22 protein-coding genes are annotated in these 24,649 nt (G+C 71.9%); 11 read left to right on the top strand and 11 right to left on the bottom strand.

Annotation, left to right across the window (positions count from 1 at the left end):
- Positions 1 to 8: 8 nt before the first annotated feature.
- The 3 genes from folK to folP are packed head-to-tail and all read right to left on the bottom strand — an operon-like array spanning position 9 to position 1,773.
- Positions 9 to 536, bottom strand: a complete 528-nt coding sequence (gene folK / locus O7634_RS07630; RefSeq protein WP_278149441.1) for a 2-amino-4-hydroxy-6-hydroxymethyldihydropteridine diphosphokinase — start codon at positions 534 to 536, stop codon at positions 9 to 11.
- On the bottom strand, positions 533 to 901 hold the full coding sequence (folB, locus tag O7634_RS07635) for a dihydroneopterin aldolase (RefSeq protein WP_278149442.1): 369 nt from the start codon (positions 899 to 901) through the stop codon (positions 533 to 535). The genes folK and folB overlap by 4 nt, the downstream gene beginning before the upstream one ends.
- On the bottom strand, positions 898 to 1,773 hold the full coding sequence (gene folP / locus O7634_RS07640; protein WP_278149443.1) for a dihydropteroate synthase: 876 nt from the start codon (positions 1,771 to 1,773) through the stop codon (positions 898 to 900). Before folP ends, folB begins: the two co-directional genes overlap by 4 nt.
- Before the next feature lie 355 nt (positions 1,774 to 2,128).
- Between folP and O7634_RS07645 the strand changes: the two genes are divergently transcribed.
- From O7634_RS07645 to O7634_RS07675, 7 genes are all read left to right on the top strand, one after another.
- A complete protein-coding gene (locus tag O7634_RS07645) occupies positions 2,129 to 2,443 on the top strand; it encodes a hypothetical protein (protein ID WP_278149444.1) in 315 nt (104 codons plus the stop codon).
- Positions 2,444 to 2,456: 13 nt separating this feature from the next.
- Positions 2,457 to 2,819 carry a hypothetical protein gene (locus O7634_RS07650; RefSeq protein WP_278149445.1) on the top strand — a complete coding sequence of 121 codons (363 nt, stop codon included), beginning with the start codon at positions 2,457 to 2,459 and terminating at the stop codon, positions 2,817 to 2,819.
- 70 nt (positions 2,820 to 2,889) lie between these two features.
- On the top strand, positions 2,890 to 6,306 hold the full coding sequence (locus tag O7634_RS07655; RefSeq protein WP_278149446.1) for an ATP-binding protein: 3,417 nt from the start codon (positions 2,890 to 2,892) through the stop codon (positions 6,304 to 6,306).
- A 1-nt stretch (position 6,307) separates the two neighbouring features.
- On the top strand, positions 6,308 to 8,263 hold the full coding sequence (locus O7634_RS07660; protein WP_278149447.1) for an MFS transporter: 1,956 nt from the start codon (positions 6,308 to 6,310) through the stop codon (positions 8,261 to 8,263).
- Positions 8,260 to 8,817, top strand: coding sequence for a hypothetical protein (locus tag O7634_RS07665; RefSeq protein WP_278149448.1), 558 nt, complete (start codon positions 8,260 to 8,262; stop codon positions 8,815 to 8,817). Before O7634_RS07660 ends, O7634_RS07665 begins: the two co-directional genes overlap by 4 nt.
- On the top strand, positions 8,814 to 9,992 hold the full coding sequence (locus O7634_RS07670; protein ID WP_278149449.1) for a M23 family metallopeptidase: 1,179 nt from the start codon (positions 8,814 to 8,816) through the stop codon (positions 9,990 to 9,992). Before O7634_RS07665 ends, O7634_RS07670 begins: the two co-directional genes overlap by 4 nt.
- 13 nt (positions 9,993 to 10,005) lie before the next feature.
- Positions 10,006 to 10,605: a hypothetical protein gene (locus O7634_RS07675; RefSeq protein ID WP_278149450.1), complete on the top strand. Its 600-nt coding sequence runs from the start codon at positions 10,006 to 10,008 to the stop codon at positions 10,603 to 10,605.
- A gap of 3 nt (positions 10,606 to 10,608) precedes the next feature.
- Here the strand turns inward: O7634_RS07675 and O7634_RS07680 are convergent, their stop codons facing one another.
- The gene (locus O7634_RS07680; RefSeq protein ID WP_278149451.1) at positions 10,609 to 11,043 is read right to left on the bottom strand and encodes a hypothetical protein; all 435 of its coding nucleotides are present in this window, start codon (positions 11,041 to 11,043) and stop codon (positions 10,609 to 10,611) included.
- Between the two features lie 315 nt (positions 11,044 to 11,358).
- Here O7634_RS07680 and O7634_RS07685 point away from each other — a divergent pair, with 315 nt between their 5' ends.
- Positions 11,359 to 13,920: an FtsK/SpoIIIE domain-containing protein gene (locus O7634_RS07685; RefSeq protein WP_278149452.1), complete on the top strand. Its 2,562-nt coding sequence runs from the start codon at positions 11,359 to 11,361 to the stop codon at positions 13,918 to 13,920.
- Positions 13,921 to 13,948: 28 nt separating this feature from the next.
- The gene (locus tag O7634_RS07690) at positions 13,949 to 14,650 is read left to right on the top strand and encodes a hypothetical protein (protein ID WP_278149453.1); all 702 of its coding nucleotides are present in this window, start codon (positions 13,949 to 13,951) and stop codon (positions 14,648 to 14,650) included.
- Positions 14,651 to 14,823: 173 nt separating this feature from the next.
- Here the strand turns inward: O7634_RS07690 and folE are convergent, their stop codons facing one another.
- The 4 genes from folE to O7634_RS07710 form a co-directional block, all read right to left on the bottom strand.
- Positions 14,824 to 15,489: a GTP cyclohydrolase I FolE gene (folE, locus tag O7634_RS07695; protein ID WP_278153900.1), complete on the bottom strand. Its 666-nt coding sequence runs from the start codon at positions 15,487 to 15,489 to the stop codon at positions 14,824 to 14,826.
- A 38-nt stretch (positions 15,490 to 15,527) separates the two neighbouring features.
- Positions 15,528 to 17,549 carry an ATP-dependent zinc metalloprotease FtsH gene (ftsH, locus tag O7634_RS07700; RefSeq protein ID WP_278149454.1) on the bottom strand — a complete coding sequence of 674 codons (2,022 nt, stop codon included), beginning with the start codon at positions 17,547 to 17,549 and terminating at the stop codon, positions 15,528 to 15,530.
- Positions 17,550 to 18,074: 525 nt separating this feature from the next.
- A complete protein-coding gene (gene hpt, locus O7634_RS07705) occupies positions 18,075 to 18,650 on the bottom strand; it encodes a hypoxanthine phosphoribosyltransferase (RefSeq protein ID WP_030328005.1) in 576 nt (191 codons plus the stop codon).
- A 100-nt stretch (positions 18,651 to 18,750) separates the two neighbouring features.
- Complete coding sequence (locus tag O7634_RS07710) at positions 18,751 to 18,996, bottom strand: hypothetical protein (protein ID WP_278149455.1); 246 nt, start codon at positions 18,994 to 18,996, stop codon at positions 18,751 to 18,753.
- Between the two features lie 42 nt (positions 18,997 to 19,038).
- Here O7634_RS07710 and O7634_RS07715 point away from each other — a divergent pair, with 42 nt between their 5' ends.
- Positions 19,039 to 20,001 (top strand): helix-turn-helix domain-containing protein, encoded by a 963-nt coding sequence (locus tag O7634_RS07715; RefSeq protein WP_278149456.1) that lies wholly within the window; start codon positions 19,039 to 19,041, stop codon positions 19,999 to 20,001.
- A 9-nt stretch (positions 20,002 to 20,010) separates the two neighbouring features.
- Here the strand turns inward: O7634_RS07715 and tilS are convergent, their stop codons facing one another.
- The 3 genes from tilS to dacB all read right to left on the bottom strand — a co-directional run bounded on the left by tilS (position 20,011) and on the right by dacB (position 23,582).
- Positions 20,011 to 21,003: a tRNA lysidine(34) synthetase TilS gene (gene tilS / locus O7634_RS07720; RefSeq protein ID WP_278149457.1), complete on the bottom strand. Its 993-nt coding sequence runs from the start codon at positions 21,001 to 21,003 to the stop codon at positions 20,011 to 20,013.
- Between the two features lie 10 nt (positions 21,004 to 21,013).
- Positions 21,014 to 22,084, bottom strand: coding sequence for a zinc-dependent metalloprotease (locus O7634_RS07725; protein WP_278149458.1), 1,071 nt, complete (start codon positions 22,082 to 22,084; stop codon positions 21,014 to 21,016).
- A gap of 91 nt (positions 22,085 to 22,175) precedes the next feature.
- Positions 22,176 to 23,582 carry a D-alanyl-D-alanine carboxypeptidase/D-alanyl-D-alanine-endopeptidase gene (dacB, locus tag O7634_RS07730; RefSeq protein WP_278153901.1) on the bottom strand — a complete coding sequence of 469 codons (1,407 nt, stop codon included), beginning with the start codon at positions 23,580 to 23,582 and terminating at the stop codon, positions 22,176 to 22,178.
- Between the two features lie 560 nt (positions 23,583 to 24,142).
- On the opposite strand from dacB, the gene O7634_RS07735 reads away from it, so the two are divergent.
- A complete protein-coding gene (locus O7634_RS07735; protein WP_278149459.1) occupies positions 24,143 to 24,649 on the top strand; it encodes an inorganic diphosphatase in 507 nt (168 codons plus the stop codon).

The following is a 24,649-nucleotide window of genomic DNA, read 5'->3' on the forward strand; positions in this document are numbered from 1 at the left end:
CCGCTCGGTCATGCCGTCGACTCTAACGCCAACTCCGGCCGGGGACGCAGTTCCAACGCGTCGTCCGCCGCCGGGCCGCTGGTCAGCAGGTCGGTCAGCCAGCCGTGACCGGGCAGCCGACCGTACGGCTGGATGTCGATCCACGGCCGCAGCACGAAGGCCCGCAGGTGCGCGCGGGGGTGCGGCAGGGTCAACTCCTCCTCGTCGCTGAGCACCGGTTCGCCGTCGTCGCCCCAGACCGCGATCACGTCCACGTCGAGGGTGCGCGGCCCGAACCGCCGCAGCGGGTCACGCACCCGACCCGCCGCGCGCTCCGCGTCGCGGGCCCGCTCCAGCCAGTCGCGCGGGGTCGCGGTCTCGTCCTCGACGAGCACCACGGCGTTGAGGTACGCGGGCTGGTCGGCGTCGCCCCACGGTGGAGTCTCGTACACCCCGGAGAGGACGCGCACGGCGTCACCGAGGGTGGCGACCGCCGTGCGCAGGTTGTCCAGGCGGTCGCCCAGGTTGCTGCCGAGCGAGAGGACGGCGCGGGTCACCGGGCACGCGTCCGGGTCATGGTGACTGCCACGTCGGTGAACGTGTGCGGCACCGGCGCCTCCGGCTTGTGCACGGTGATCGTGGCCGTGTCGACCCGCTGGTCGGCGAGGCACACCGCGAGGAGCCGGTCCGCCAGGGTCTCGATCAGGTTGACCGGCTCACCGGTCACCACCGCGACCAGGCGTTCGGCCAACTCGCCGTAGTGCACGGTGGCGGTGACGTCGTCGCTGGCCGCAGCGGGCGCCAGGTCCAACTCCAGGACGGCGTCGACGACGAAGTCCTGCCCCTGTTCGCGTTCGAAGTCGTACACCCCGTGCCGGCCGCGCGCCCGCAGGCCGGTCAGGTGAATCCGGTCCGTGCTCATGACTGCGCCTCCTGCCCGTGCCCGCGCGGGCCGGTGGCCAGGCGAGGGCTGCCGGTAGCCGTCCACACCGCGAGCGCGTCGACGGTGGCCCGCACGTCGTGCACGCGGACACCCCAGGCGCCCGCGGCGACCGCCAGCACGCTCGTCGCCACGGTGGCGGCCTCCCGCCCGGCGGTCGGCCGTGGGGCGCCGTCGGGTGCGGCCAGCAGCCTTCCGAGGTACGACTTGCGGCTGGCGCCGAAGAGCAGCGGGTAACCGAGGTCCAGCAGTTCCGGCAGGCGGGCGCTGAGCTCCCAGTTGTGCGTGGCCGTCTTGGCGAAGCCGAGCCCCGGATCGACGACCAGGCGGTCGGCGGCCACCCCGGCGGCCAACGCCGCGTCGATCCGTTGGGCCAGCTCGGCCCGGACGTCGGCCACCACGTCGGTGTAGACGGCCAGGTCACGCATGGCGCGCGAGTGCCCACGCCAGTGCATCAGCACCCACGGGCAGCGGGCGTCGCGGACCACGCGGGCCATGTCCGGGTCGGCCAGCCCGCCGGAGACGTCGTTGACGACGGCCGCCCCGGCAGCCAGGGCGGCCTCCGCCACCCGGGCGCGGCTGGTGTCGATGCTGACCGCGACGCCGGCGGCGGTCAGCTCGCGGACGACAGGCAACACCCTGTCGATCTCGGTCACGGCGTCGATGCGTTCGGCGCCCGGGCGGGTCGACTCGCCGCCGATGTCGACGAGGTGTGCGCCCTCGTCCCGCAGACGGACGCCGTGTCCGACGGCGGCATCCAGGTCGGCGTACCGTCCGCCGTCGGAGAAGGAGTCCGGCGTGACGTTGAGGACGCCCATCACCACCGGGCCCGCAGCCCGCACCAGATCGGTCACGACTAGACCGTACCGGTCCGGACAGCGGCGTCCGCCGGCCCGGGTCGAGCCCGGACACCGCCCCTGACATGGCCATTAGAACACGTGTACGATCGGACATTCGAGCAGCGTCAGGCAGCCCCTTCGCGGCTTGTCGCAATCCGGGGCGGGCCGTACGCTTTGGAATTGGCCAGCATGGAGACGGCGAAGCTTGGAGGGAGGGCCGAAGCGGGGGAAAACCGCCCAAATCTCGCCACCCTCTGTGGTGAGTAACGAACACAGGGTCAAGAACGCCATGCCCTGTGGAGCACTTTTCCCGCAAGGCTTGCCTATTGCACCGCCGCGGCATCGCCGGCCGCGCTATGGGGAGGTTCCAGTGATCGCCTTCGAGCTCATGGAGACGGCGTCGTCCGGCGTCGCCCACGCGCTCTCCACCCTGGCGTCGACTCCACTCGCGGAGCCGGCACCGAAGGGGATCGACACCAACGGTGTCGTCACCTTCTTCGCCAGCAAGATCGCGCCGATCCTGCTCGCCGTCCTGGGCGTCATCTTCATCGGCCGCGCCAGCCGCGGTGAGATCTCCAAGGTGCTGACCAGCTCCGCCATCGCCATCGTCGGTCTCGCCTTCATCGCGGGCGCGGCAACACTCTTCTTCGTCGGCGATTATCTGATCGACCTGATCTTCGAATAGGCGCGGTCACCAGATGCGGCTGCGCACCGACGACGACATCTACCGGGCCCGCCTGGTCTACCTCGGGCCGCCCGGCTACACCCTTCCGGTCCACCTGCCGTACGCCCAGTACGGGCTCTTCATGCTGCTGGTCCCCCTCTACATGTTCATCCACTGGCTGTTCACGTTGAAGGTCGAGCTCTTCCCCGCCTGGGAGATCGCGCTCGCCATCGTGACCACGTCGTTCATCTTCCGGCACGTCGACCCCGATCGGCCGGCGCGGGTGGTCATCCGCACCGCGCTGACCGACTGGCGACGCACCCGGGAGCCGGCGGTCGAGCAGCGCGACCCGCGCCTGGTCGGCAGCCGGATCAGGATCCGGGAGGAGCTGGCATGACCGGGCGTACGTCGATCGGTCCGTCGCAGGGCGCGGGCAGGGGCCTGCCGCCAGTCACCGAGGCGGTCGCATGAGCCGCTCCGCCACGCCGGGCTCCCCGGCCGGTCGCCCGCCCGCACCGACTGGTCACCGTGCGCACTCGTTCGACTACACCGAGGACGAGGACGAGGTGGCGCTCGACCCCGCGCTCGTCACGTCACCCGGCCACGGCGCGGTCGGCGTGTTCCAGCCGCCCCGACCGGTTACCCGTCGGACGCCACCCGCCGAGCCCACCACCGTGTCGGCCGGCGAGAACGCCGACATCGACTCCCCCTTCCTGGACCTGTTCGGAGGTGCGCGACCCGGCACGGCGCGAGCCGTCACCGCCGGCCCGAGCACGCGCGAGCAGCAGGCGATCCCGCAGCAGTCGCCGCCACCCAACGGCCCGGCGGCGGCGACCCGCGCGACGCCACAGCTGGAACCACAGTGGACTCCCGACGACCGGCCCTCAGCCGGCGAGCGGCGCACCAGCACGCACCCGCCCAGCGAAGCCCGGCCGCCCCGGCAGGCCGGTGACCGGCTGCCACCGCGCCAACCCGAGCCGGCCGACGAACCCGTGCCGGCCCGCCCGGCCACCGACGCGAGGCGGGCGCCGGGCGGCACGCCCGACCGGCCGACCGAACCGGGCCGGCCCGCGACACCGACCGCCCGGCCGACGACCCCGGCGGAGCAACCACCCGCCGCGGCGGACGCGCCTACCGCGCCAACCAACCGGACCCCGATCGCCCCGCCGGCCGACCGGCCCGCACTGGAGCCGCCGCCGCGCCGCGCCGCCGGTTCGCAGCGGACGAAGAGCGCCGGCAAAGAGGTGGCCGCACCCCGGCAGCGCGCGGCGAAGCGGCAGGACCGGCCGATCCAGCCGACCCGGGTCCGGGCCCCGAAGATCAAGTTCGGCGACCGGGACCCGTCGGTCGAGCTGGCCATCACCGAGATCGCCGGTCACCTGACCTTCACTCCGAACACCGTCACCGCGTGGTATTGGCTGCCCGAGGTCCGCTGGGCGTTCCGACCGGACGCCGAACGCGAGGCGCTGCTGTCGGCGATCTCCGAGCAGTACGCCGGCCTGGCCGGCTTCCGGCTGCACCTGCGCCGCACCACGCGGCCCTTCCCGGCCGACGAGTGGGCACGCACCATCGACGCCAACACCGCCGCTCCGCTCGCGGACGTGCCCGGCACCACCGGCTGGGCCGACCACCTGGTCGCCGCCCAGCGACACCTGATGGCCGTCAACCACGCGGAGGGGCAGACCTACCTGGGCGTCACCTTCGCCCGGCGGTCCCTCGGCGACTCGCTCACCGAGCGTCTACTGCGCACCTTCGGCCGGGGCACCGCCGAGGGCGAACGCCGCAAGCTGGGCCGCACCGTCGAACAGTTCGACGAGGTGCTCGGCGCGTTCGGCATGCGCGGCCGGCGGGTGACCGCCCAGGAGCTCGAATGGCTGCTCTACCGTTCGGTGGCGTTGTGCATGGCGCCGCCCGGCACACTCTCCCCGGTCACCGACGGGCGCTGGGAACGTGGGGACCTGCTGGCCCTGACCGAGCAGGTCGAGCGCTACCGCACCCCGTACGGCTCCACGGTCAAGCTGGTCAACCGGATGACCGGCGAGGAGCGGCACGTCGCAGTGCTCGCGGTCGGCCGGATGGAGCCCCTGGAGATCCCGGAGCGGCACGAGCCCTGGCTGCACTTCCACGAGCGGCTGCCCTGGCCGATGGAGATCTCCACCCGCGTCGACATCCTCGGCTCGGGCGACTCCTTCCGCAATCTCGAACACCGGCTGCGGATGATCCGCTCACAACAGCTCGACTACGCCGAGCACGGCATCGACGCACCGCCGGAGCTGGAGCGACTCGCCAAGCGCGCCCTGGTCATCGGGGACGAGATGACCACCGGCCTGCCTGTCGACTCGGCCCGCGCGCACGGCTGGCACCGGATCGCGGTCGGCGGCCGTACCAGGGAAGAGTGCCTGGAACGCGCACGCCGGCTCATCCAGCTCTACTCCCGGGAGCTGCGCATCTCCCTGCAGCACCCGAAGAACCAGGACTGGCTGGCCCGCGAGTTCATCCCGGGCGAGCCGATCGCCAACACCGGTTACGTCCGACGCATGCCGGTGCCGCTGCTCGCGGCGGCGCTCCCCCAGGCCGCGTCGAACGTGGGCGACCGACGCGGTGACCTGATCGGCCGGACCGCCGGCACCTGCCGTCGCCCGGTCTTCCTCGACCTGCACTTCCCCATGGAGGTCCGGGAACGCTCCGGGCTCGCGGTCTTCGTCGCCGAGCCGGGCGGTGGCAAGTCGACACTGCTCGGCGCGCTGGGCTACCTGGCCGCCCGCCGGGGCGTTCAGGTGACCCTGCTCGACCCGTCCGGTCCGCTGGCCCGGCTCTGCGCGATGCCGGAGCTGCGGCCGTACTCCCGGGTCTTGAACCTGACCGGCTCGGAGCACGGCACGCTCGCGCCCTACTCGCTCATTCCGACACCGCTGCGCAGCGAGTTCGGCACCGGGGCCGCCGGAGACCGCGAGTTCGAGATCGCGGTCTCCAACGCCCGGGCCGAGCGGCGGATGCTCGTGCAGGACATCTGCATGATGCTCGTGCCGCCGCAGGTCGCCAGGGAGGCGTCCACCGCCACCCTGTTCCGGCACGCGGTCCGCCAGGTCCCCGCCGAGGAAACGTCCACCCTGGACGACGTGGTGAGCTGCCTCGGGCGGCTCGACGACGACGCCGGCAAGGAACTGGCGAACCTGCTGCTGGACACCGCCGAGATGCCACTGGCCATGCTCTTCTTCGGTCGGCCACCGGAAGGGCTGCTCGGCGCCGACGCCGCGCTCACCGTGATCACGATGGCCGGGCTGCGACTGCCCGACCTGAAGATCGAGCGGGAGTACTGGTCGGCCGAGGAGGCGCTCGCCCTGCCGATGCTGCACACCGCTCACCGGCTCGCCGTTCGACGCTGCTACGGCGGCTCCATGTCGTCCCGGAAGCTGGTCGGCCTGGACGAGGCGCACTTCATGGAGGGTTGGCGTTCCGGGCGATCCTTCCTCGTCCGACTCGCCCGCGACTCCCGGAAGTGGAACCTCGCCGCACTCGTCGCCTCCCAGAACCCCCGCGACATCCTCGGCCTCGACGTGCAGAACCTCGTCTCCACCGTCTTCGTCGGCCGCATCGCCGAGGACACCGAGATCGCCTCCGAAGCGCTACGGCTGCTGCGGGTGCCGGTCGACGACGGGTACGAGGCGACGCTCGCGTCACTCTCGGCCGCCGACACCAACTCCGCCTCCCGCCTCGGCTTCCGCGAGTTCGTGATGCGCGACGTCGACGGGCGGGTGCAGAAGGTCCGCGTAGACGTCTCGTACGTCGACGGGCTGCTGGACCACCTCGACACGACGCCCGCCGCGATCGCCGCCGCGGCCGGAGTCCTGCCGAGCATCCCTCTGCCGGATCTGGAGGCGTGACATGGCGAGGGTTCGGGCGAGGATCACGTCGTTCCTGCTCGCCCTCGGCGTACTGGCCGGGGCCAGTCTCACCTGGCCGCTGATCGGCGCGGAGGCCGCGGCCGCCGCACCGCCGGCCGCCCAGGCCCGCGCGGACCTCTGTACCACTGCCGAATGGCAGGCCGACTTCCGCGCCTGCGTACAGAAGCTCCAGGCCGTCAGCGAAGACGAGATCAAGTGCCGTAACGCGCCGACACCGGGTACACCAGATTCGGGCCTCGCCGGATGGTTTGCCGCCGCCCCACCGGCGGAGGCAGCGAATGGGATCGCCGGCCGATACAGTCTCTATGGCTACGGGGGCTACAGCTACAACACCTATGACGTAGACGGTGGATGCGCATCGAGTGTGCTTCACCCGGACTACAAGTTCACGACCACGATCGCCAATGGCGAATTCATGGCCGCTACGGCAATCATCGGTGCATCGAACGCGCTGCGAGAGCGCGCCTGGGACCCCGGCTCCATGTGGGGTTGGGCGGACCCGCTGGTTGAGCAGGCGACTAAATCCGTCTACCAAAAAGTCTTTAGCGTCTTTGGCATTGTCACTCTGTGCATCGTGGGCCTCTATCTGCTCTGGCGGTCCCGCCAGTCCGACATGAGCAACGCGATGACCACCGCGGGCTGGGCGCTCTTGGTGATGGTTGCTGTAACGGCACTTGCCGCCTGGCCAGTAAAGTCGGCAAATATAGCCGACGGCGCACTTGTCACCAGCCTCGGCGTGGTGCACGACGCCGTGGGCCCGCAGGCAAAGGAGCCGGACCCAGGACGGTGCATCGATCCGGACCGCTGCAAGGATCTCCGCACTCCCGCCGTCCGAGCCAGCGATACCGCAACGGAAACGATGCTTTACCGAAACTGGCTCCGCGGGGTGCTTGGCTCCGCCGACAGCGAGACGGCACAGAAGTACGGCCCAGCCCTGTACGATGCTAAATCCCTCACCTGGGGCGAAGCGAAATCCATGCGCGTCAGCTCTGCATCTCGGGATGCAACAATCAAAGCCAAGCAGCAGCAGTGGGCGCGGGTGGCGCAACAAATCAAGGACGAGGATCCCGAGGCATACGAATACCTCCAAGGTGTGCGGGATATGGACCGAATCGGCGCAGGGTTCATCGCCGTGCTGGCGGCCGTGCTTTTCGCGATGTTTGACCTGACCGCATCACTGCTGGTCCTACTAGGTTTTCTGATCTTCCGGTGGGCGGTGATCGCGGCACCCATCCTGGGCACCGTCGGTCTGCTACGGCCTGCCAGCGCCGGCCTGCGGCGGCTAGCGAACGCTGTGGTCGCTGCGCTGTTCAACATCGCCATCTTCGGCACCGGTGCCGCCATTTACCTATTCGCCGTTGACTTGATCATGAATACCACCACAATGCCTGGCTGGCTGCAGGTGGTGCTGGTCTGGCTCTGTGGCGTGGTCGGCTGGTTGTTGCTGCGGCCGTATCGGCGGATCACCCAACTTGGCGGTAAGGACAGCAGCGAAGCGGTCAGCTCGGCCGGTTCCTGGCATCGCCGGTTCTTCCGGGACATGCGGACGGCGGCGCGACTGGACGTGGCGGAGCCGGGCGGCACTCTCGAGCCGGTGGGTGGGCGACGGCGGTCCCCTGGCACCGAACAGACCCGGCTACGCCCGGAGGCGCGTCGTGAGGATCCGGTGCCGGTGCCGGTGCCGACGGCAGCAGCCGAGGGCCGGCGCGCGGACGGCGTACGCCCTGACGGGCAGGAACGGTCGGACGAGGTACCGGCCGAGGAGTCCAGAGGCGGCGGCCGGCCGGTCGCACCCCGACCCCGGCGGCGACAGCCGGCCACCTGGACCGAGCCGGATGTGCCGGCGGAGAACCCGTCGTTCGTGGTCTACCGACCGGGTTCCGCTGAACGTGCACCGGATCGCACTGGACCTCGGGTGCGCTCAGAGGCACGGTGACGGTGATGCGACGGGCTCTGGAGTTTGTCTTCACCCGGGCGCTGCGGTCCCGGCTGGGTGTGGCGCTGGTCATCGCGGTACTCGTCCTCGGCGTGCTCGGGACAGCCCGGCTGATCTCCGGCCCGCTCGATCCAGGTGACGGCTTGAGCAGCCGTCCGAACCAGCCGATCACCACCGTGGACCCGACGACCGGTGACGACGGTGTGCTGAGCAGCGCGACACCGGCGGTGCCGGTGACATCTCCCGGTGCCCGCACACCCGAACAGACCGCCGACCGTTTCGCTCTGGCCTGGCTGGGTCGTCCCGGCATGACCACCGAAGAATGGCAGGCGGGTCTGCGGCCGCTTTCCACACCAGCGCTGCGTGACAAGTTGGCCGGCGTCGAGCCCGAGAGCGTGCCCGCCGAGAAGGTCACCGGCCCGCCCACCATGCGCGAGCGGACCGAGACGTTCGTCGAGTTGCTGCTCCCCCTGGACGCCGGCCAGCTCCGGCTGGAGTTGGTCAGCGCCAACGGCGGTTGGCTTGTCGACGTGCTGGACTGGGAGAGGCCGTGAGAGACACCGGAAGCGCCGCACCCCGCCGCAGGCCAGTTCGACGCGGCGTGATCGCCGCAGCACTCACCGGAATTCTGCTCCTGCTGTGCTGTACCGGCGGTACCGCGGCCTTCTTTCTCAGCGGGCTGGGCGGCGACGACGGCGAGACCCCCAACACGCTGGCGGGTATGGAGTGTGGGCCGGTCCGACCGGTGGACGTCGCTGGCGACTTGCCGCGCTTCTCCGAGTACGGTGACGCGCAGATCCGCAATGCCGCCATCATCGTCAAGGTCGGCCAGGACATGGGAGTGCCCTCGCGAGGCTGGGTGATCGCGGTGTCGACGGCCATGCAGGAGTCCGCCCTGCGGAACCTGGCGAACCGGCGTGTGCCCGAATCCCTACGTCTGCCCCACGAGGGTGTCGGCGCGGACCACGACTCGCTGGGCCTGTTCCAGCAACGACCCGGTTGGGGGACCGTCGCTCAGCGGCTGACTCCCGCATACACGGCTCGGAAATTCTACGAAAAGCTCGTCCAGGTCGGGAACTGGCAGCGCCGGCCGCTGACTGCTGTCGCCCAGCGGGTGCAGATCAGCGCATACCCGGATGCCTACGCCAAGCACGAGGAACTGGCCAGCCGGATCGTGAATGCGCTCTCCGGTGGCGCCGCGCGGATCGTCGAGATCGACGGCGATGCGCTGTGCGACGCGGCCGAAGGAGGTGAGATCGCCGCCTCCGGCTGGACCGCCCCGATCCCCGGCGGGGTCGGCTCGGGATTCCGCACCGCCAGCCGCCCAGGGCACAACGGCGTCGACATCGCCGCGGCCAAGGGCACCGAGATCCGCGCGGCGGCAGCCGGCCGTGTGCTGGTATCCACCTGCGACGAGGACTACCGGGGCCGACAGGACTGCAACGTGGACGGTTTCCCCGGCAAGAAGGGCTGCGGCTGGTTCGTCGACATGCTGCACGCTGGCGGCTACATCACCCGATACTGCCACATGGTGGTTCAGCCCTTCGTCAAGAGAAACCAGATGGTGGCGGCTGGCGAGGTGATCGGAAAGGTCGGAAGTAGTGGCAACTCCTCCGGCCCGCATCTGCACTTCGAGGTGCATATCCGCAACGACCGTAACGCGTCCGGAGCGGTGAACCCGGTTCCGTTCATGCGTCAGCGGGGTGCCCCGCTACGCGCCGCTGAGTGAGGCCACCGGGGAAATGACCGGACCCTTGCCCGACCCGTTCGCCGACCAGCCGGACTGGGCTCCCCGGCCGCCTCGTCCGCTGGCCATCGTTCCCGCTACGGAACGGGTGGAGTTGCGCGGCCGACGCGTGCTCGTCGGGCTGCCGGGTTTGGGCTGGCGCGGCGACCTGCGCGCCGACGATCGGGTGGTACAGAGCGCCCGGACCTACGTGCCGGTGATTCCGGAGCACGAGTGGTACCGGGCCGAGGCCGATCAGGTCGAGGTGTTCGCGCCTCTGGTGCCGGTGGAGCGGGTCTGGGTGGAGACGGTCGGGGACCGACCAGGGACGGAGACGCCTCGGGACACCGGTATTCGGCTGGTCTCGCTGGACGGCCCGGCACACCGGCCCCCCACACCCGTCTTCGAGGCTGACGCCGTTGCCGGACGACGGGTGGTGCACGTCGAGGACGGCGTCGAGCATCGTGACCTTCGAGCGGTGACCGAAACCTACTCAGGCGCCGAGGGTGACATCTGCGTGCGGATCACCCCGGAGGTGGAGTGGTACCGGTGGGCTTGGCGTGGTCAGTCGCCCAATACTCTAGAGGTCCCGGTTCATTTACTGTGGATTGAGTGAGGGTTAGCCGATTCTAGAGCCGGCGCAGACGCGCCAACCATCTTTATCCTTGAGATCGAATCGCCACGTGTCCGCCAAGCTCTGTTGAATACCATCGATCGTGGCACTTCGCCTAATAACGGCGATCACAGAGGCGCCGGAAGTGCCGGCTTCAGACACGGCGACGTCTTCGATGTTGATCGAAAACGAGACGCCCAGTTCGTCTTCTCGCCTGGCTAGGTCACCAGCAAACTCGTCAAGCGCCGGAATCCCGCCGTCGCAGGTAAATAACTTCGCTCGGTTGGAATCATGGTTGACAAGCGCTGCCTGGAGGTAGCTGATTACTGCCACGTCCGGTGTACTGCGGTCCGGAGTCGACGCGCGGTCGTACAACACGTAGCCCGTGATGGCCGCGCCCGCGGTGACAAGCGCCAGCACCCCGGCGACGACGATGAGCACAGTCCGCATTCGAGGGCGCGGCGGCTGCGGCACCGGCGTCGGGACGGCCGGCGGCAGTTGCTCGCCCGGGGGCCGTTGGGCCGGTACGCGGGAGACCTGGGAACCGGCGGGGGGCTGCACTGATTCCACCTCCTGACGTTATCGGCTGGACGCCCCGGAGCCAATGCCTCAAGTCCAGCGGATCGTGACGGACCCCTCCCCAGCGGTAACATCCGCGACAACACCGGCGCAGCGCCGAGGCACCTCCCGGAGGAGCGCCCCCGGCTGGGATACCGTCTCTGCTCGGGGAGGGGTTGCCAACCTCGGACAGAGGGGGTGGACGCGGTGGCCGGTCCGAAGGCACGCACGAACCGCGCCGCTGCCCTGCACCGCCGGGCGGCGGCAGTCGCGGCGGCTGCTGCCGGGATTCTGGACGAGACCCGCCCGGCCCCGGCCGATCAGCGCCGCCAGTACGAGGTGGCTGACCGCCTGCGGGCTGCTGCGGCGTCGTTGGCCCCAGGTTGGTCGGGGGCGGCGCTGGACACGCTGACCGTCAACTGTCCGGCGGGTGACAGCCCACCGCGGTTCGTTCGGGTGGGCACCGCGGCACCTCTGGACGACGCTCGCTTTCCCGCGTTGGTGCCGCTTGTCGGCACCGGTCACCTCAGCGTGGATGTCGACGCCCGCGAGCCCCGGGTGGCGGGTCTGCTCCGGGCCGTGCTCCTGCGGTTGTTGGGTGCGGCCCCGGCGGGTGCCCTGCTGGTCCGCGCGGTGGATGCCACGGGGTCGGTCCTGACGCCGTTCGGCGTGCTCGCTGATGCCGGCCTGTTGCCGCCGCCGGCCGTGGACGTGACGGGCCTACGGGCGGTGCTGACCGAGGCGGAGCAGTGGGTCACCCCGGGGGCGAGTGGCCGGCGGCGACACGATCGCACGCTGTTGCTGGTGGTGGCCGCACTGCCGGAGTCGGCCGGGCCGAGCGATCTGGCCCGGCTCGAGGCGTTGGCCGAGCAGGGGCCGGCTGCGGGGTTGCACCTGGTGGTGGCGGGCTGGCCGCCGGCCGGCCCGTACTCTGCGCGGGCGCCGTTGCCGCGCACCACCGCCGTGGCGTTGCGCAATGCGTACGCGCTGCTCGGCGACCCGCCGGGAGCGTCCTTCGCCAGCCCGGGGTCGACTGGGCCGGGCGGCCTGAACTCGCCGGTCTTCGTCGAGCCGGATCCACCGGCCGACCTGGTCGACGCGGTCTGTCGGCGCCTGGCCGAGCAGGTGGAGGCGGGTAGCCGGTTGGCGCTGAGCGACCTGCTGCCGCCGACTGGCGAACGGCTGTGGGAGTCGGATTCGGCGGACGGGTTGACGTCAGCGGTCGGTGACGCCGGAGGGCGGTCGGTGCCGCTGGGTTTCAGCGAGTTGACCCCACACTGGCTGGTCAGCGGCCGGTCGTCGGCGGGTCGCGCGGCGTTCCTGACCACCGCCCTGCTCGGGCTCGCGGCCCGGTACGGCCCGGACGAGCTGGCGCTGTACCTGGCGGACCTGGGCGACGGTGAGTCCTTCGTGGAGTTCCTACAGACCGAGCGGGACCGGTCGTGGGTTCCGCAGGTGCGCGCGGCCGCGATGGCCGCCGACCGGGAGTACGTCCGGGACCTGCTCGACCAGTTGACGGCCGAGGTGCGGCGCCGGGCGGAGGCCGCGGCGCGGGCCGGCGGACAGCGCTTCGCGGAGCTGCGGCAGCACCAGCCGCTGCCTCGGATCGTGTGTGTGGTGGACAACGTGCCGCTGCTGTTCGCGGAGCGGGACCGGTTGGCCACCGAGGTGGCCTCGCAGTTGGACGGTCTGGCGCGGGCCGGCCGGGCGTACGGCGTGCACCTGGTGTTGGCCGGCGCTGGCGAGCTGGGGTTGGGTTCGCGAGCGGATGCCGGTCACCGGGATTCGGTGCTCGGGCAGTTCCCGGTGCGGGTGGCGCTTCCGGGCGGGGGCCCGGTGCTGGAGCCGACGAACGACTCGGCCGCCGGTCTGCCGGTGGGCAGCGCGGTGGTGAACACCGCAGGCGGGTTGGGCGGCCCCCGGGGCGCGATCCGTGGTCACGAACGCCTGATCCGTCACCCCGATCCGCAGGACCACCCGGAGGTGGTGGAGGGGCTGCGGCACGAGTTGTGGGCGGCCCGACCGGCCGGGTCGGCGCCACCGGTGGTCTTCGCCGGTTACGCCCGACCGCTGCTGGGCAACGATCCGCGTCACCGGGCGGCCCTGGCCGGGCAGGCGCACGGGCCGGCCGCGCTGCTGGGGCGCGCGGTGGATGTGGCCCGTTCGACGGTGGCCGTGCCGTTGGGGCCGGCGGCGGGGCGCAACCTCGCGGTGCTGGGCTCGGGCACGGCGGCCGGAGGGCTGTTGGCGACCGCCGCCCGGAGCACCTCGGCCCATCACGCGCCGGGCACCGCGCGCTTCCTGGTGGCCGCCCCGGACCCGGGCTCCCGGGCGCTGGCGCAGGCGCTGACGGCCGAGCTGGCGACCCGCCATCCGGCCGAACTGGTGGATCTGCCGACGCTGCTCGCGGACACGGCCGCCGAGCTGCCGACCTATCTGGTGGTCTTCGGCCTGGACCGGCCGGGCCCCCGGGAGCTGCCGGTGGACCGGCTGCGGTTGTTGCTCCGGGACGGGCCGCCGGCGGGGCGGCACCTGCTGGGTTGGTGGCGTGCCGTGCCGCCGTTCGCCGCGCTGCTCGAACCGGCGGGTGAGGTCGACAAGCTCTCCGCCGTGGTCGTGCTGGACGTGCCGGTCGCCCAGCTCGGCGCGGTCTTCGGGCGGCCGGTGGAGTGGCACGCCCGCCCCGACCGGGCGGTGCTCTGGGACGGTCCGGACGAGCGGGGAACGATCCTGGTGCCGTTCGCCGACGAGGCCGGGTGACCGGGTGGGGGGCGTGGAGGGTGCCGAGGTGAGTCCGCACGCGGCGGTGGCCGGGCCGGGCCGGCAGCGGGCCGCCCGGCCGGCGGCTGTCGAGCCGGCCACGGCGTGGGCGGAGTATCTGGCCGCGGCCCGACAGCTTGACGGGGTACGCCGCGGCGCCGCCACGGCGGCCGGTGAGCAGGCCCGGTCGGCGGAGGCGGCCCGCGAGGAGCTGACTGTGGTTCGCACCGGGCTGGCGACCCAGCAGGACCGGCTGCGCGAGTTGGGCGTACCCGCGATCTCTCTGGTGCCCTCGCCGCCGGAGGTGACCGAGGCGGCCCGGTCGATGTCGGGTGGTCCGGCGGCCGTGCTGGCGGCGCTGCGGGCCGCGCGTGGGCGGGCCGAGGCGGCGGACGCGGCCCTGGCCGCGCGCGGCCGGCTCCGGCCCGGGTCGTGGCCCGCGCGAGCCCGCAACTTCCTGGTGTACGGGCCGTTCGCGCTGCTGGTGCCACTGATCCAGCTTGCGGTGTACGCGGCGACGGGGGTGGGACCGGCCACCGTGGCGGCGCTGATCTGCGGTCTGCCGATGCCGGCGGTCGCGTTCGTCGCCGGTTGGCTGGGCATCGGGCGGTTGTTCCGGGTCGGTCCTGACGAGCGGCTGGACCGCACCGTGCGCTTCGGCGCGTTGGTGTGCCTCGTGCCGGCGGTGCTGGCCACCGCGGGCCTGCTGCTCGCCCTGCTCGCTGGCTGACCGGGCCGGGCTGACCGACCCGGGCGCGCAGCGGAACGACGCGGACTGACCGGGCCGGGCCGACCGAAGCGGGGCGCGCAGCGGAACGACGCGGACTGACCGGGCCGGATGGTCGCGGACATGGATCGGCCGGCCGCTCCCGGTGGGAGTCGGCCGGCCGTGGTGCGTCGGTGTCAGCGGGGAATGATCAGGGCCATCGCCTCGGCCCGCGACTTGGAGTCGGTTTGCAGGATGCCGCGGACGGCCGAGGTGATCGTCTTGGCGCCGGACTTCTGGATGCCGCGCATCGCCATGCACATGTGCTCGCACTTCAGCACGACGACGACGCCGCGTGGTTCGAGTTTGCTCATCAGCAGGTCGGCGACCTGCGAGGTGAGCCGCTCCTGCACCTGGGGCCGGCGGGCGAAGACCTCGACCAGTCGGGCCAGCTTGGAGAGGCCGGTGATGCGCCCGTCGGGACCGGGGATGTAACCGATGTGCGCGCTGCCCCGGAACGGCAGCAGGTGGTGCTCGCAGAGGCTCATCACGTCGATGTCCCGGACGATCACCAGCTCTTCGTGGTTGGCCTCGAAGGTGGTGCTGAGCACCTGGGCCGGGTCGACCCGCAACCCGGCGAAGAGTTCGGCGTACGCGCGGGCCACCCGGGCCGGGGTCTGCTGGAGGCCGTCGCGGTCCGGGTCCTCGCCGACGGCGATCAGGATCTCGCGGACGGCCTTCTCGATGCGGCCGAGGTCGACAGCGTCCTCGACGGGGCGGCCGGTCAGCTTGCCGCTGATCAGCCGCGCGGCCACGTAGTCCAGCTCGTCGTCGCCGTCGGGTTCGGTCGCGGAGACGGCCAGCTCCCGGTGGGGGGAGCTGGCCGTCGGGTCGTTGCTGCTCAGTGCGTACCGTCCGAGTTGTTGCTGGACGGCGACCCGCCACCGACGGACGCCTGCGCGCCGTCGGCCTGGGCCTGCGCCTTGAGCGCGTCCTTCTCCGCAGGGGTGAGCACGGGCGGCTCGGTGGACGGCTGGCGCTTGCCGAAGCCGTTGTACGGGGCCAGCGGCGGGCGCTTGACCACCCGGGAGCAGATCCGGGCCATGTCGGCGGTGGAGAGGGTTTCCTTCTCCATCAGCTCGAGCACGATGTTGTCCAGGACGTCCCGGTATTCCACCAGGATCTCCCAGGCCTCGTCGTGCGCCAGCTCGATCAGGGCCCGCATCTCGCCGTCGATCTCGGCGGCGACGGAGTCCGAGTAGTCCCGCTCGTGGCCCATGTTGCGGCCGAGGAACGGCTCGTCCCCGCTGGTGCCGTACTTGATCGCGCCGAGCTTGGAGCTCATGCCGTACTGCGTGATCATCGCGCGGGCCAGCTGGGTGGCCTTCTCGATGTCGTTGCCGGCGCCGGTGGTCGGCTCGTGGAAGACCAGCTCCTCGGCGGCCCGACCGCCCAGCGCGTACGCCAGGGTGTCGATCATCTCGGCGCGGGTCTGGGTGTACTTGTCCTCGGTGGGGAGCACCAGGGTGTGGCCCAGCGAGCGGCCACGGGACAGGATCGTCACCTTGTGCACCGGCGCGGCGTGCGGCAGCGCCCAGGCGACCAGCGCGTGCCCACCCTCGTGGTACGCGGTGATCTTCTTCTCCTGGTCGCTCATCACCCGGGTCCGGCGCTGCGGACCGGCGATCACCCTGTCGATCGACTCTTCAAGCGAGTCGTTGGTGATCGCCCGCTGGTCCTTACGGGCGGTGAGCAGGGCCGACTCGTTGATCACATTGGCCAGGTCGGCGCCGCTGAAGCCCGGGGTCCGCCGTGCCACCGAGTCGAGGTCGACGTCGGGCGTGAACGGCTTGCCCTTGGCGTGCACCCGCAGGATGGCCTTGCGGCCCTCCATGTCGGGGGCGTCCACCGGGATCTGCCTGTCGAACCGGCCCGGGCGCAGCAGCGCCGGGTCGAGGATGTCCGGCCGGTTGGTGGCGGCGATCAGGATGACCCCGCCCTTGGTGTCGAAGCCGTCCATCTCGACGAGCAGCTGGTTGAGGGTCTGCTCGCGCTCGTCGTGACCGCCGCCCATGCCGGCGCCGCGGTGCCGACCGACGGCGTCGATCTCGTCGACGAAGACGATCGCCGGAGCGTTGGTCTTGGCCTGCTCGAACAGGTCGCGGACCCGGCTGGCGCCGACACCGACGAACATCTCCACGAAGTCCGAGCCGGAGATGGAGTAGAAGGGCACCCCTGCCTCGCCGGCGACCGCGCGGGCCAGCAGCGTCTTACCCGTACCGGGCGGGCCGAACAGCAGCACACCCTTCGGGATCTTGGCGCCGAGGGCCTGGTACTTCGCGGGGTTCTGCAGGAAGTCCTTGATCTCGTGCAGCTCCTCGACGGCCTCCTCGGCACCCGCGACGTCCGCGAAGGTCGTCTTCGGGGTGTCCTTGGTGATCATCTTGGCCTTGGACTTGCCGAAGTTGAGCACCCGGGAGCCGCCGCCCTGCATCTGCGACATGAAGAACAGCAGCAGGAGCACGAGCAGCGCGATCGGCAGCAGGTTGACCAGCAGGCTCACCCAGATGCTGTCCGAGGAGACCTTGACGTCGGCCGGGCCGGTGACCCGGTTGGCCGCCTTGGCGTCCAGCACCTCGTTCCAGACCTGGTCGCCGGCCTGGTAGGGGAACTGCGCCTCGATCCTGTCGGTCTCGGTCTTGCCGAACTTCGTCTTCTGGGCGAGGTCCAGTTGGACCGTCTGCTCCTTGTCCTGGAAGACGACCTTATTGATCTTGGCGGTGTGCAGCTGGTCGAGCGCAACGGAAGTGTCCACCCGGTGGTAGCTGGGACCAGCGGTGAACAACTGACTGAGCACAACGGCGCCGAGGATGACCAGGATGATCCAGACCACCGGTCGGCGGAAGAAACGCGTACGTTCCATACTGTTGTCGAGCGCCGGAGCGCCCGCATCCTCCTGATCGACATCCTGACCGTCTGATGATGTCGCCGCGTCGAGCGGCGGCCGGAGCCGCCGTGCGGGCCGGCCTCGACCCCGAGGCGCGAAAACTGCCGCGCCGCGGTCATTCGACGGTACACCGTGTACGCGAGGAGTGAGCTTGCGAGCCCCGCAGTCGTGCACAATCGAAAGCCCGGGTACGCGAGGAGTGAGCCGGCGAGCCCCGCGCCCGGCGCGCCTCCGACATCGACGGCACACACCATGGGCAGGCCCACCAGCCCCGCGACGCGTACGGCGGGTCCGGGTTGGGACCGGCGTGGCGGGGAGTCCGGCTCGGCCACCCGAACGCCCGGTCACGCGGTCGAGGGGGTCGAGCGCGGAGTTTCCTCCGCACCACCGTGCTCCACGGTAACCGCATTCGCTGAGAGTGCGCTGAACGTCGGCTTGACGAATGCCGATACGGGTCGACCGCGCGCGGCCGGACGAACCGCCCGACCGGGCCGAGGGAGGTCAGGAGCGGGCGTACACCTCGGGCTTGAGCACCCCGACGTACGGCAGCTCCCGGTAGCGCTCGCCGAAGTCCAGGCCGTACCCGACCACGAACTCGGTGGGGATGTCGAAGCCGACGTACTTCACCGGGACCGGCACCTTGACCGCGTCCGGCTTACGGAACAGCGCGACGACCTCGACGCTCGCCGCCGACCGCGACTCGAGGTAACGCAGCAGCCAGGACAGCGTGAGCCCGGAGTCGACGATGTCCTCGACGACCACCACGTGCCGGCCGGCGATGTCCCGGTCCAGGTCCTTGAGGATGCGCACCACGCCGGAGGAGGTGGTGCCCTGGCCGTAGGAGGAGATGGCCATGAAGTCCAGCTCCGCCGGGGGACCGTTGCGGCCCAGCGCCCGGGCGAAGTCCGCCATGAACATCACCGCGCCCTTGAGGACGCACACCAGCAGGAGCCCGTCGCCCACGTGGGCGTAGTCGGCGGAGACCTGCTTGGCCAGCTCCGCTGTCTTCTCGCGGATCTGCGCCTCGGAGATGATCACGTGGTCGATGTCGGCGTCGTACCAGGAGCCGTCAGCCATGACTCCTAGCCTGCCGTACGTCCGCCGGCCTCCGTCGGCGGGGCCGCACCTTTTGGCGCGGTCCCCCCGAGGATTTTCTACGCGAATTATGCCAATCACATCAGTTGGTACGGGAACGCCATCGGCGACCGTCATCGCTCGGCTTCCAGTCCGCCGAGTCGTGGCTGTCAGCGGTGAGCCCGGCCGCCGAGGCGGCAGCGAGCAGGACGAGGAACAGGAGGAGGAACAGGAACTCCATGGCGGCGCTCACTTTCGCATGGTTGCTGTCGGTTTCGCCGCCGGTGCGCACCGGACTGAGAACAGTCTGCGCCCACTCCAACCGCCCGGACAGTGGCAGGAATGCCATCGGCCATCGATTTACTGCCACCTGTCGGGTTACCCTCGTCACATGCTGCGATCCATCGCCGTCATCGTCCTCGACCAGGTCGCCCCCTTCGAGCTCGGCGTGCTGGCCGAGGTCTTCGGCACCGACCGCACCGCTGACGGCTTCCCCGGCTACCGCTTCCAGCTGTGCAGCCCGGACGGCGCTCCGGTGCGTACCTCATCGGGCTTCCACCTCACGCCGCACGCCGACCTGGGCCCGGTCGACGAGGCCGACCTGGTCGCCGTCCCCGCGCACAGTCAGGGCACCACGGTGCCCGGCCCGGTCCTCGACGCGCTGCGCCGGGCCGACGCACGCGGCGCGCACCTGTTCAGCGTCTGCTCCGGGGCGTTCCTGCTCGGCGAGGCCGGCCTGCTCGACGACCGGGAGTGCACCACCCACTGGCGGCACGTGGACGAGCTGCAACGTCGCCACCCGCGTGCGCGGGTCCGGTGCAACTCGCTCTACGTCCACGACGGCCGGCTGCTCACCAGCGCCGGCACGGCGGCCGGCATCGACGCCTGCCTGCACCTGATCCGCCAGGAGCACGGCTCGGCCACCGCGACCCGGCTGGCCCGGCGGATGGTGGTCCCACCGCACCGCGACGGCGGCCAGTCCCAGTACGTCGAGGCGCCCATCCCCAAGGCGCCCGAGGCGCCCACCCTGGAGCCGGTGCTCGAGTGGCTGATGGGTCACCTGGACCGGACGATCACGGTGGAGGAGTTGGCCGCCCGCGCCGGCATGGCGCCACGGACGTTCGCCCGGCGGTTCCGCGCCGAGACCGGCACCACCCCGCACGACTGGCTCACCAACCAGCGGGTGCTGCTCGCCCGACGACTGCTGGAGGAGACGCCGCTGAGCGTGGAGGCGGTGGCCGACCAGTCCGGCTTCGGCGACGCGGCAGCGCTCCGGCACCACTTCAGCCGCCGGGTCGGGGCCACCCCACACAGCTACCGGACGACCTTCCGGGACCGGGCGCACAGCGGTTGACCAGGGCGCTCAGCCCGGCGTGACAAGCGCCAACCGGTCGGCCCCGCGGAACACCCGGACACCGCCCGGCAGGTCCGCCGGGCCCTGACCGCGCCAGGCGGTGACCAGGGCGTCCAGGGCGTCGACGTGGCGGTGCGACAACGCGCCCGGCGCGGCCCCCAGCTCCCGGGCCCAGGAGTGCAGCACCCGGCCACGCACCGCCGGGACCAGGCCGAGCAGCACCGGCACCGAGAGCCCGCCGTCGGGGTGCCGCGCCGCCGCCAGCGCCGCCTCCGCCACATCGTCGAGCGCGGCGTTGTCGGCGGCCACCAACCGGGCGGTACGCGCCAGGTTGTCCACCACGCCGGGCCCGAGCGCCCGCACCAGCGCCGGCAGCAGGTCGGCCCGCACCCTCGACCGGGCGTACGACGGGTCGGTGTTGTGCGGGTCCTGCCACGGCTCCAACCCGAGCGCGGCACACGCGGCCCGGGTCTGCTCCCGATCGATGTCCAGTAACGGACGCAGCAGCGGCACCCCGTCCAGGTCCCGTTGGGCCGGCATCCCCGCCAGCCCGCGCGGGCCGGCGCCCCGGGCGAGCGCGAGCAGCACCGTCTCCGCCTGGTCGTCGCGGGTGTGCCCGGTCAGCACCGCCACCGCGTGCCGCTGCCGGGCCACAGCGCTCAACGCCTCGTAACGGGCAGCGCGGGCGGCCGCCTCCGGCCCGCCGGGACGCCCGGCCACCGCCACCCGTACCGCCGTCGCCGACGCGAAGCCGACCTCGCGAGCCCAGCTCGCCACGGCCTCGGCGCGCTCGGCCGAACCGGCCTGCAGGCCGTGGTCGACGCTGACGAGCGCGGCGGCACGGCCCAACCGGGGCGCCACGAACACGGTGGCCGCCGCCAGGGCGAGCGAATCGGCGCCGCCGGAGCAGGCGACGAGCACCGGACCGGCGGACGGCAGACCGGCCAACGCGCGGCGCACGGCCACCCGGATCGCGGCCACCGGTGGGGCGAGCGCGGCCACTGGCGGGTGGTCAGCCAGCGGTCGGGAAGGTGCCGGCCGGGCCGTGCACCCGTGCGACCCACGCGTCCGGGTCGCCCAGCTCCGACAGCCGGGGCAGGGTGAGCGGCGAGCCGAAGATCGAGTTGAAGCCCTCCATGCCGACCCGCTCGACGACACCGTGCACGAACTTGCGACCCTCGGCGTACTGGCGCATCTTGACGTCCACGCCGAGCAGCCGGCGGATCGCCTTCTCCAGGGGGTTGCCCGCCTCCCGACGCCTGTTGAACGACGCCCGGATCCGCTCCACGCTCGGGATCACCGCCGGGCCCACGCCGTCCATGACGAACTCGGCGTGCCCCTCCAGCAGGGTCATCAGCGCGGTGAGCCGGTCCAGCACGGCCCGCTGCGCCGGGGTCTGCACGATGTCCAGCACGCTGGTGCGGCTCTCCGGGTCGCGGACCGCGTCGGAGAGCGTGGCCACCCCGCGCCGCAGCCGCTCGACCAGGTGCTCACTCCCACTGGACGAGGCGTCGACGAACGCCTGCACCTCGCTGAGGAAGTAGGCCCGCATCCACGGCACGGCGGTGAACTGGGTGCGGTGGGTGACCTCGTGCAGGCACACCCAGAGCCGGAAGTCCCGGGGGTCGGCGCCGAGCTTCCGCTCGACCTCGACGATGTTCGGCGCCACCAGCAGCAGTTGGCCCGGGTCGGCCGAGAAGACCTCGTACTGGCCGAGCACCCGGCCGGAGAGGTAGGCCAGCACCGTTCCGGCCTGCACGCCGGTCAGCCGGGACCCGATCGCCTCGGTCAACGCGCCCGGCTGCTTGTCGCCGGAGAGCCGGCTCATCAGCGGCGTGATCACCTCGCGGAGGCCGGCGATGTTCGTCGCGGCCCAGTCCCTGCGGTCGACCACCCGCACCGGCGGATGCGCCACCTGCGCCCGCAGCCCGGTGTAGTCGGCCACGTGTCCGGCCGCCTCGTCGGTCAGCCGGCGCAGATCGCCGACCACGTCGGTGGCCTCGGCGTACGACACGCGGGGGCCCGACTTGCTCAACGCCCCCGCGGTGGCGGCGGCCAGATCCCAGTCCACGAACTGCGCCATGGACCCACCGTACCCGCGCCGCGACACCCCGGCCCGGGCTCGCATCCGGCGATCGACGGTGGTGGCCGTTCGCGGGGGCCGTCGCCGCGGGTCAGCCGCAGCCGCAGGTGGCGAGCGCGGAGGTGATCCGGTCCAGGGCGGGTTGGGCGGTCTCCTTACCGCCGGGCACCTTGTCGGTGAGCACCGCGAAGGTCAACAACCGGCCGTCGGCGGTCGTGACGAGGCCCGCGATGGAGTGCACGCCGGTCAGGGTGCCGGTCTTGGCCCGGACGCTGCCCGCCCCTGCGGCGGTGCCGGCGGCGGTGCCGTAGCGCTCGCCGAGCGTGCCGGACCAACCGCCCACCGGCAGGCCGCCGAAGACGCCGGCAAGCTCCGGATGGTCCGGGCTGGCGGCCAGCCGGATCAGATCGGTCAGCAGTGACGGGCTGATCCGGTTGCGGCGGGACAGGCCGCTGCCGTCGGAGACGGTGATCTCGTCGGCCGGCAGACCCAGCTCGGCCACCTCGGCGTCCATCGCGGCGGCACCGCCGTCGAAGGAGGCCGGCTGGTTGCGGGCCAACGCGACCTGCCGGGCTAGCGCCTCGGCCACCAGGTTGTCACTCTCGCTGATCATCACGTCGACCAGCCGGATCAGCGGCGGGGACTGCACCACACCGAGTTCGGCGCCGGGCGCCGAGGTCGCGCCCCCGGCGGCCTGGGCGGCAACCGGGGCGGTACCCCGCTTCACGGTCTCGGTCGGCACCCCGAGCAGCCGGGCGAACGACCTGCCGGCGGCGAGGTCCGGATCGGTGAACCGCAGGGCCGCCCCGGGCCCGACGCTCGGGTCCTTGCGGGCGCCGTCGGTCATCAACGCGGTGATCGCTCCGCCGGAGCCGCCGGTGGGGATGTCGTCGTCCCAGCCGGGGCCGTAGACCGGGCCGGAGTAGACCGACCCGTCGACAGTCACGCTCGTCGGGGCGGTACCGCCGAGTGCGGTGCGGACCTGGGCGGCCAGGTCGTCGAGGCGGGCCGCGCCGGTGTAGTAGCCCTTCTTGTCGATCGCCAGGGTCGGATCTCCACCCCCGACGATCACCACCTCACCGGGCTTCGCGCCGGCCACCGCACGGGTGGGAATCCGGTGACCGGGCCCCCGGGCGGCCAGCACCGTCACCGCCGTCGCCAGCTTGGTGACCGAGGCGGGCACCGTGCCGTTGTCCGCCCCCTTCGCGAACAGCGTCTGGCCGGAGATCACATCGGCCACCGAGACGTTCACCCGGGGCCCCAGCGCGGCGGTGCCCACCAGCGGGTCGAGGGCGGCGCGCACCCCGTCCGGGCTGGGCATCGGGGCGTTCGGGTCCGGGCCCGCCAGCACGTCCCCCGGCGCCGGGTCCGCTGTCGCGCCGGCGGCGTTCGGCGCGGACCCGGCGTCGTCACCCAACCACCCGGCGACCGGGCCGGGTCGGGCGATGAAGACACCGACGCTGGCGAGCACCAGCACGAGCACGGCCGCCAGCACCACCGCCAGCCGCCCGCGGCGGCGGGGCGCGGCGGGAACGGGCGTCGGCGCGGCGCCGGCGGGCGCGGGCAACGCGGAGATCGGCGGACCCACCGGGGGGACGCCGGCGGAGCCGGGAACTGCCCGACCGGGCGCGGGGCTGACCGGCACGCTGGCGCTTCCCGCACCGACAGTGGGAAAACGACCGGTGTTCGGGCCGGACGGGACGTTGTGCGGGTCGGTCGGTGGGCGCCAGGGCAGTGGCGGGGGCCGCTCGGGCACCGTCTCCGGTGCCGCGCCGGCCGGCTCGGGGGTTTTCGGAAGGTGCGCCCCCGGCACCGGGACCCGCCCCTTGGCGCTTCCCGAGCCGGATCGTCCGGTACCGGGCGCGGAGCCCCTGTCCGGACGGTAGTGTGAATCTTCCCTCCCCACGACCCCCTCCTCCCCCAGCGAAAATCGGCTTGGGTGACACTACTTCGGTCCGAAGACTATGCGGCGGCCGGAGTCGGCGGGTGGGCATTTGACCTGTCCGAGGGCCGCCATTGTTTCCGTAAGCCAGCGTGGGCAGACGAGGGAGCGTGCAGATGGATTTCGACGTGACGGTTGAGATCCCCAAGGGTCACCGAAACAAGTACGAGGTGGACCACGCGACCGGCCGGATCCGGCTGGACCGCACCCTCTTCACGTCCACCCAGTACCCGGCCGACTACGGGTTCATCGAGGGCACCCTCGGCGAGGACGGCGACCCGCTGGACGCCCTGGTGCTGGTCCCCGAGCCGACCTTCCCGGGCTGCCTGATCCGCTGCCGCACCATCGGCATGTTCCGGATGACCGACGAGAAGGGCGGGGACGACAAGGTCCTCTGCGTGCCCTACGAGGACCCCCGGCAGGAGCACCTGCGCGACATCCACCACCTGGGCGAGTTCGACCGCCTGGAGATCCAGCACTTCTTCGAGGTCTACAAGGACCTGGAGCCCGGCAAGTCGGTGGAGGGCGCGACCTGGGTCGGCCGCGTCGAGGCCGAGGCCGAGATCCAGGCCTCCTACCGGCGGGCCCGGGAGGCCGAGGCACGCGGCGAATCCACCCACTGA

Source organism: Micromonospora sp. WMMD1120 (assembly GCF_029626235.1).
Classification (GTDB): domain Bacteria; phylum Actinomycetota; class Actinomycetes; order Mycobacteriales; family Micromonosporaceae; genus Micromonospora.

What these genes read in the sequence shown, in the direction of transcription:
- folB (WP_278149442.1), bottom strand. Translation starts at nt 901, where the DNA reads ATGAGCACGGACCGGATTCACCTGACCGGCCTGCGGGCGCGCGGCCGG.
- O7634_RS07650 (WP_278149445.1), top strand. Translation starts at nt 2,457, where the DNA reads ATGCGGCTGCGCACCGACGACGACATCTACCGGGCCCGCCTGGTCTAC.
- O7634_RS07655 (WP_278149446.1), top strand. Translation starts at nt 2,890, where the DNA reads ATGAGCCGCTCCGCCACGCCGGGCTCCCCGGCCGGTCGCCCGCCCGCA.
- O7634_RS07660 (WP_278149447.1), top strand. Translation starts at nt 6,308, where the DNA reads ATGGCGAGGGTTCGGGCGAGGATCACGTCGTTCCTGCTCGCCCTCGGC.
- O7634_RS07675 (WP_278149450.1), top strand. Translation starts at nt 10,006, where the DNA reads ATGACCGGACCCTTGCCCGACCCGTTCGCCGACCAGCCGGACTGGGCT.
- ftsH (WP_278149454.1), bottom strand. Translation starts at nt 17,549, where the DNA reads ATGGAACGTACGCGTTTCTTCCGCCGACCGGTGGTCTGGATCATCCTG.
- hpt (WP_030328005.1), bottom strand. Translation starts at nt 18,650, where the DNA reads ATGGCTGACGGCTCCTGGTACGACGCCGACATCGACCACGTGATCATC.
- O7634_RS07710 (WP_278149455.1), bottom strand. Translation starts at nt 18,996, where the DNA reads ATGGCATTCCTGCCACTGTCCGGGCGGTTGGAGTGGGCGCAGACTGTT.
- O7634_RS07715 (WP_278149456.1), top strand. Translation starts at nt 19,039, where the DNA reads ATGCTGCGATCCATCGCCGTCATCGTCCTCGACCAGGTCGCCCCCTTC.
- O7634_RS07725 (WP_278149458.1), bottom strand. Translation starts at nt 22,084, where the DNA reads ATGGCGCAGTTCGTGGACTGGGATCTGGCCGCCGCCACCGCGGGGGCG.
- O7634_RS07735 (WP_278149459.1), top strand. Translation starts at nt 24,143, where the DNA reads ATGGATTTCGACGTGACGGTTGAGATCCCCAAGGGTCACCGAAACAAG.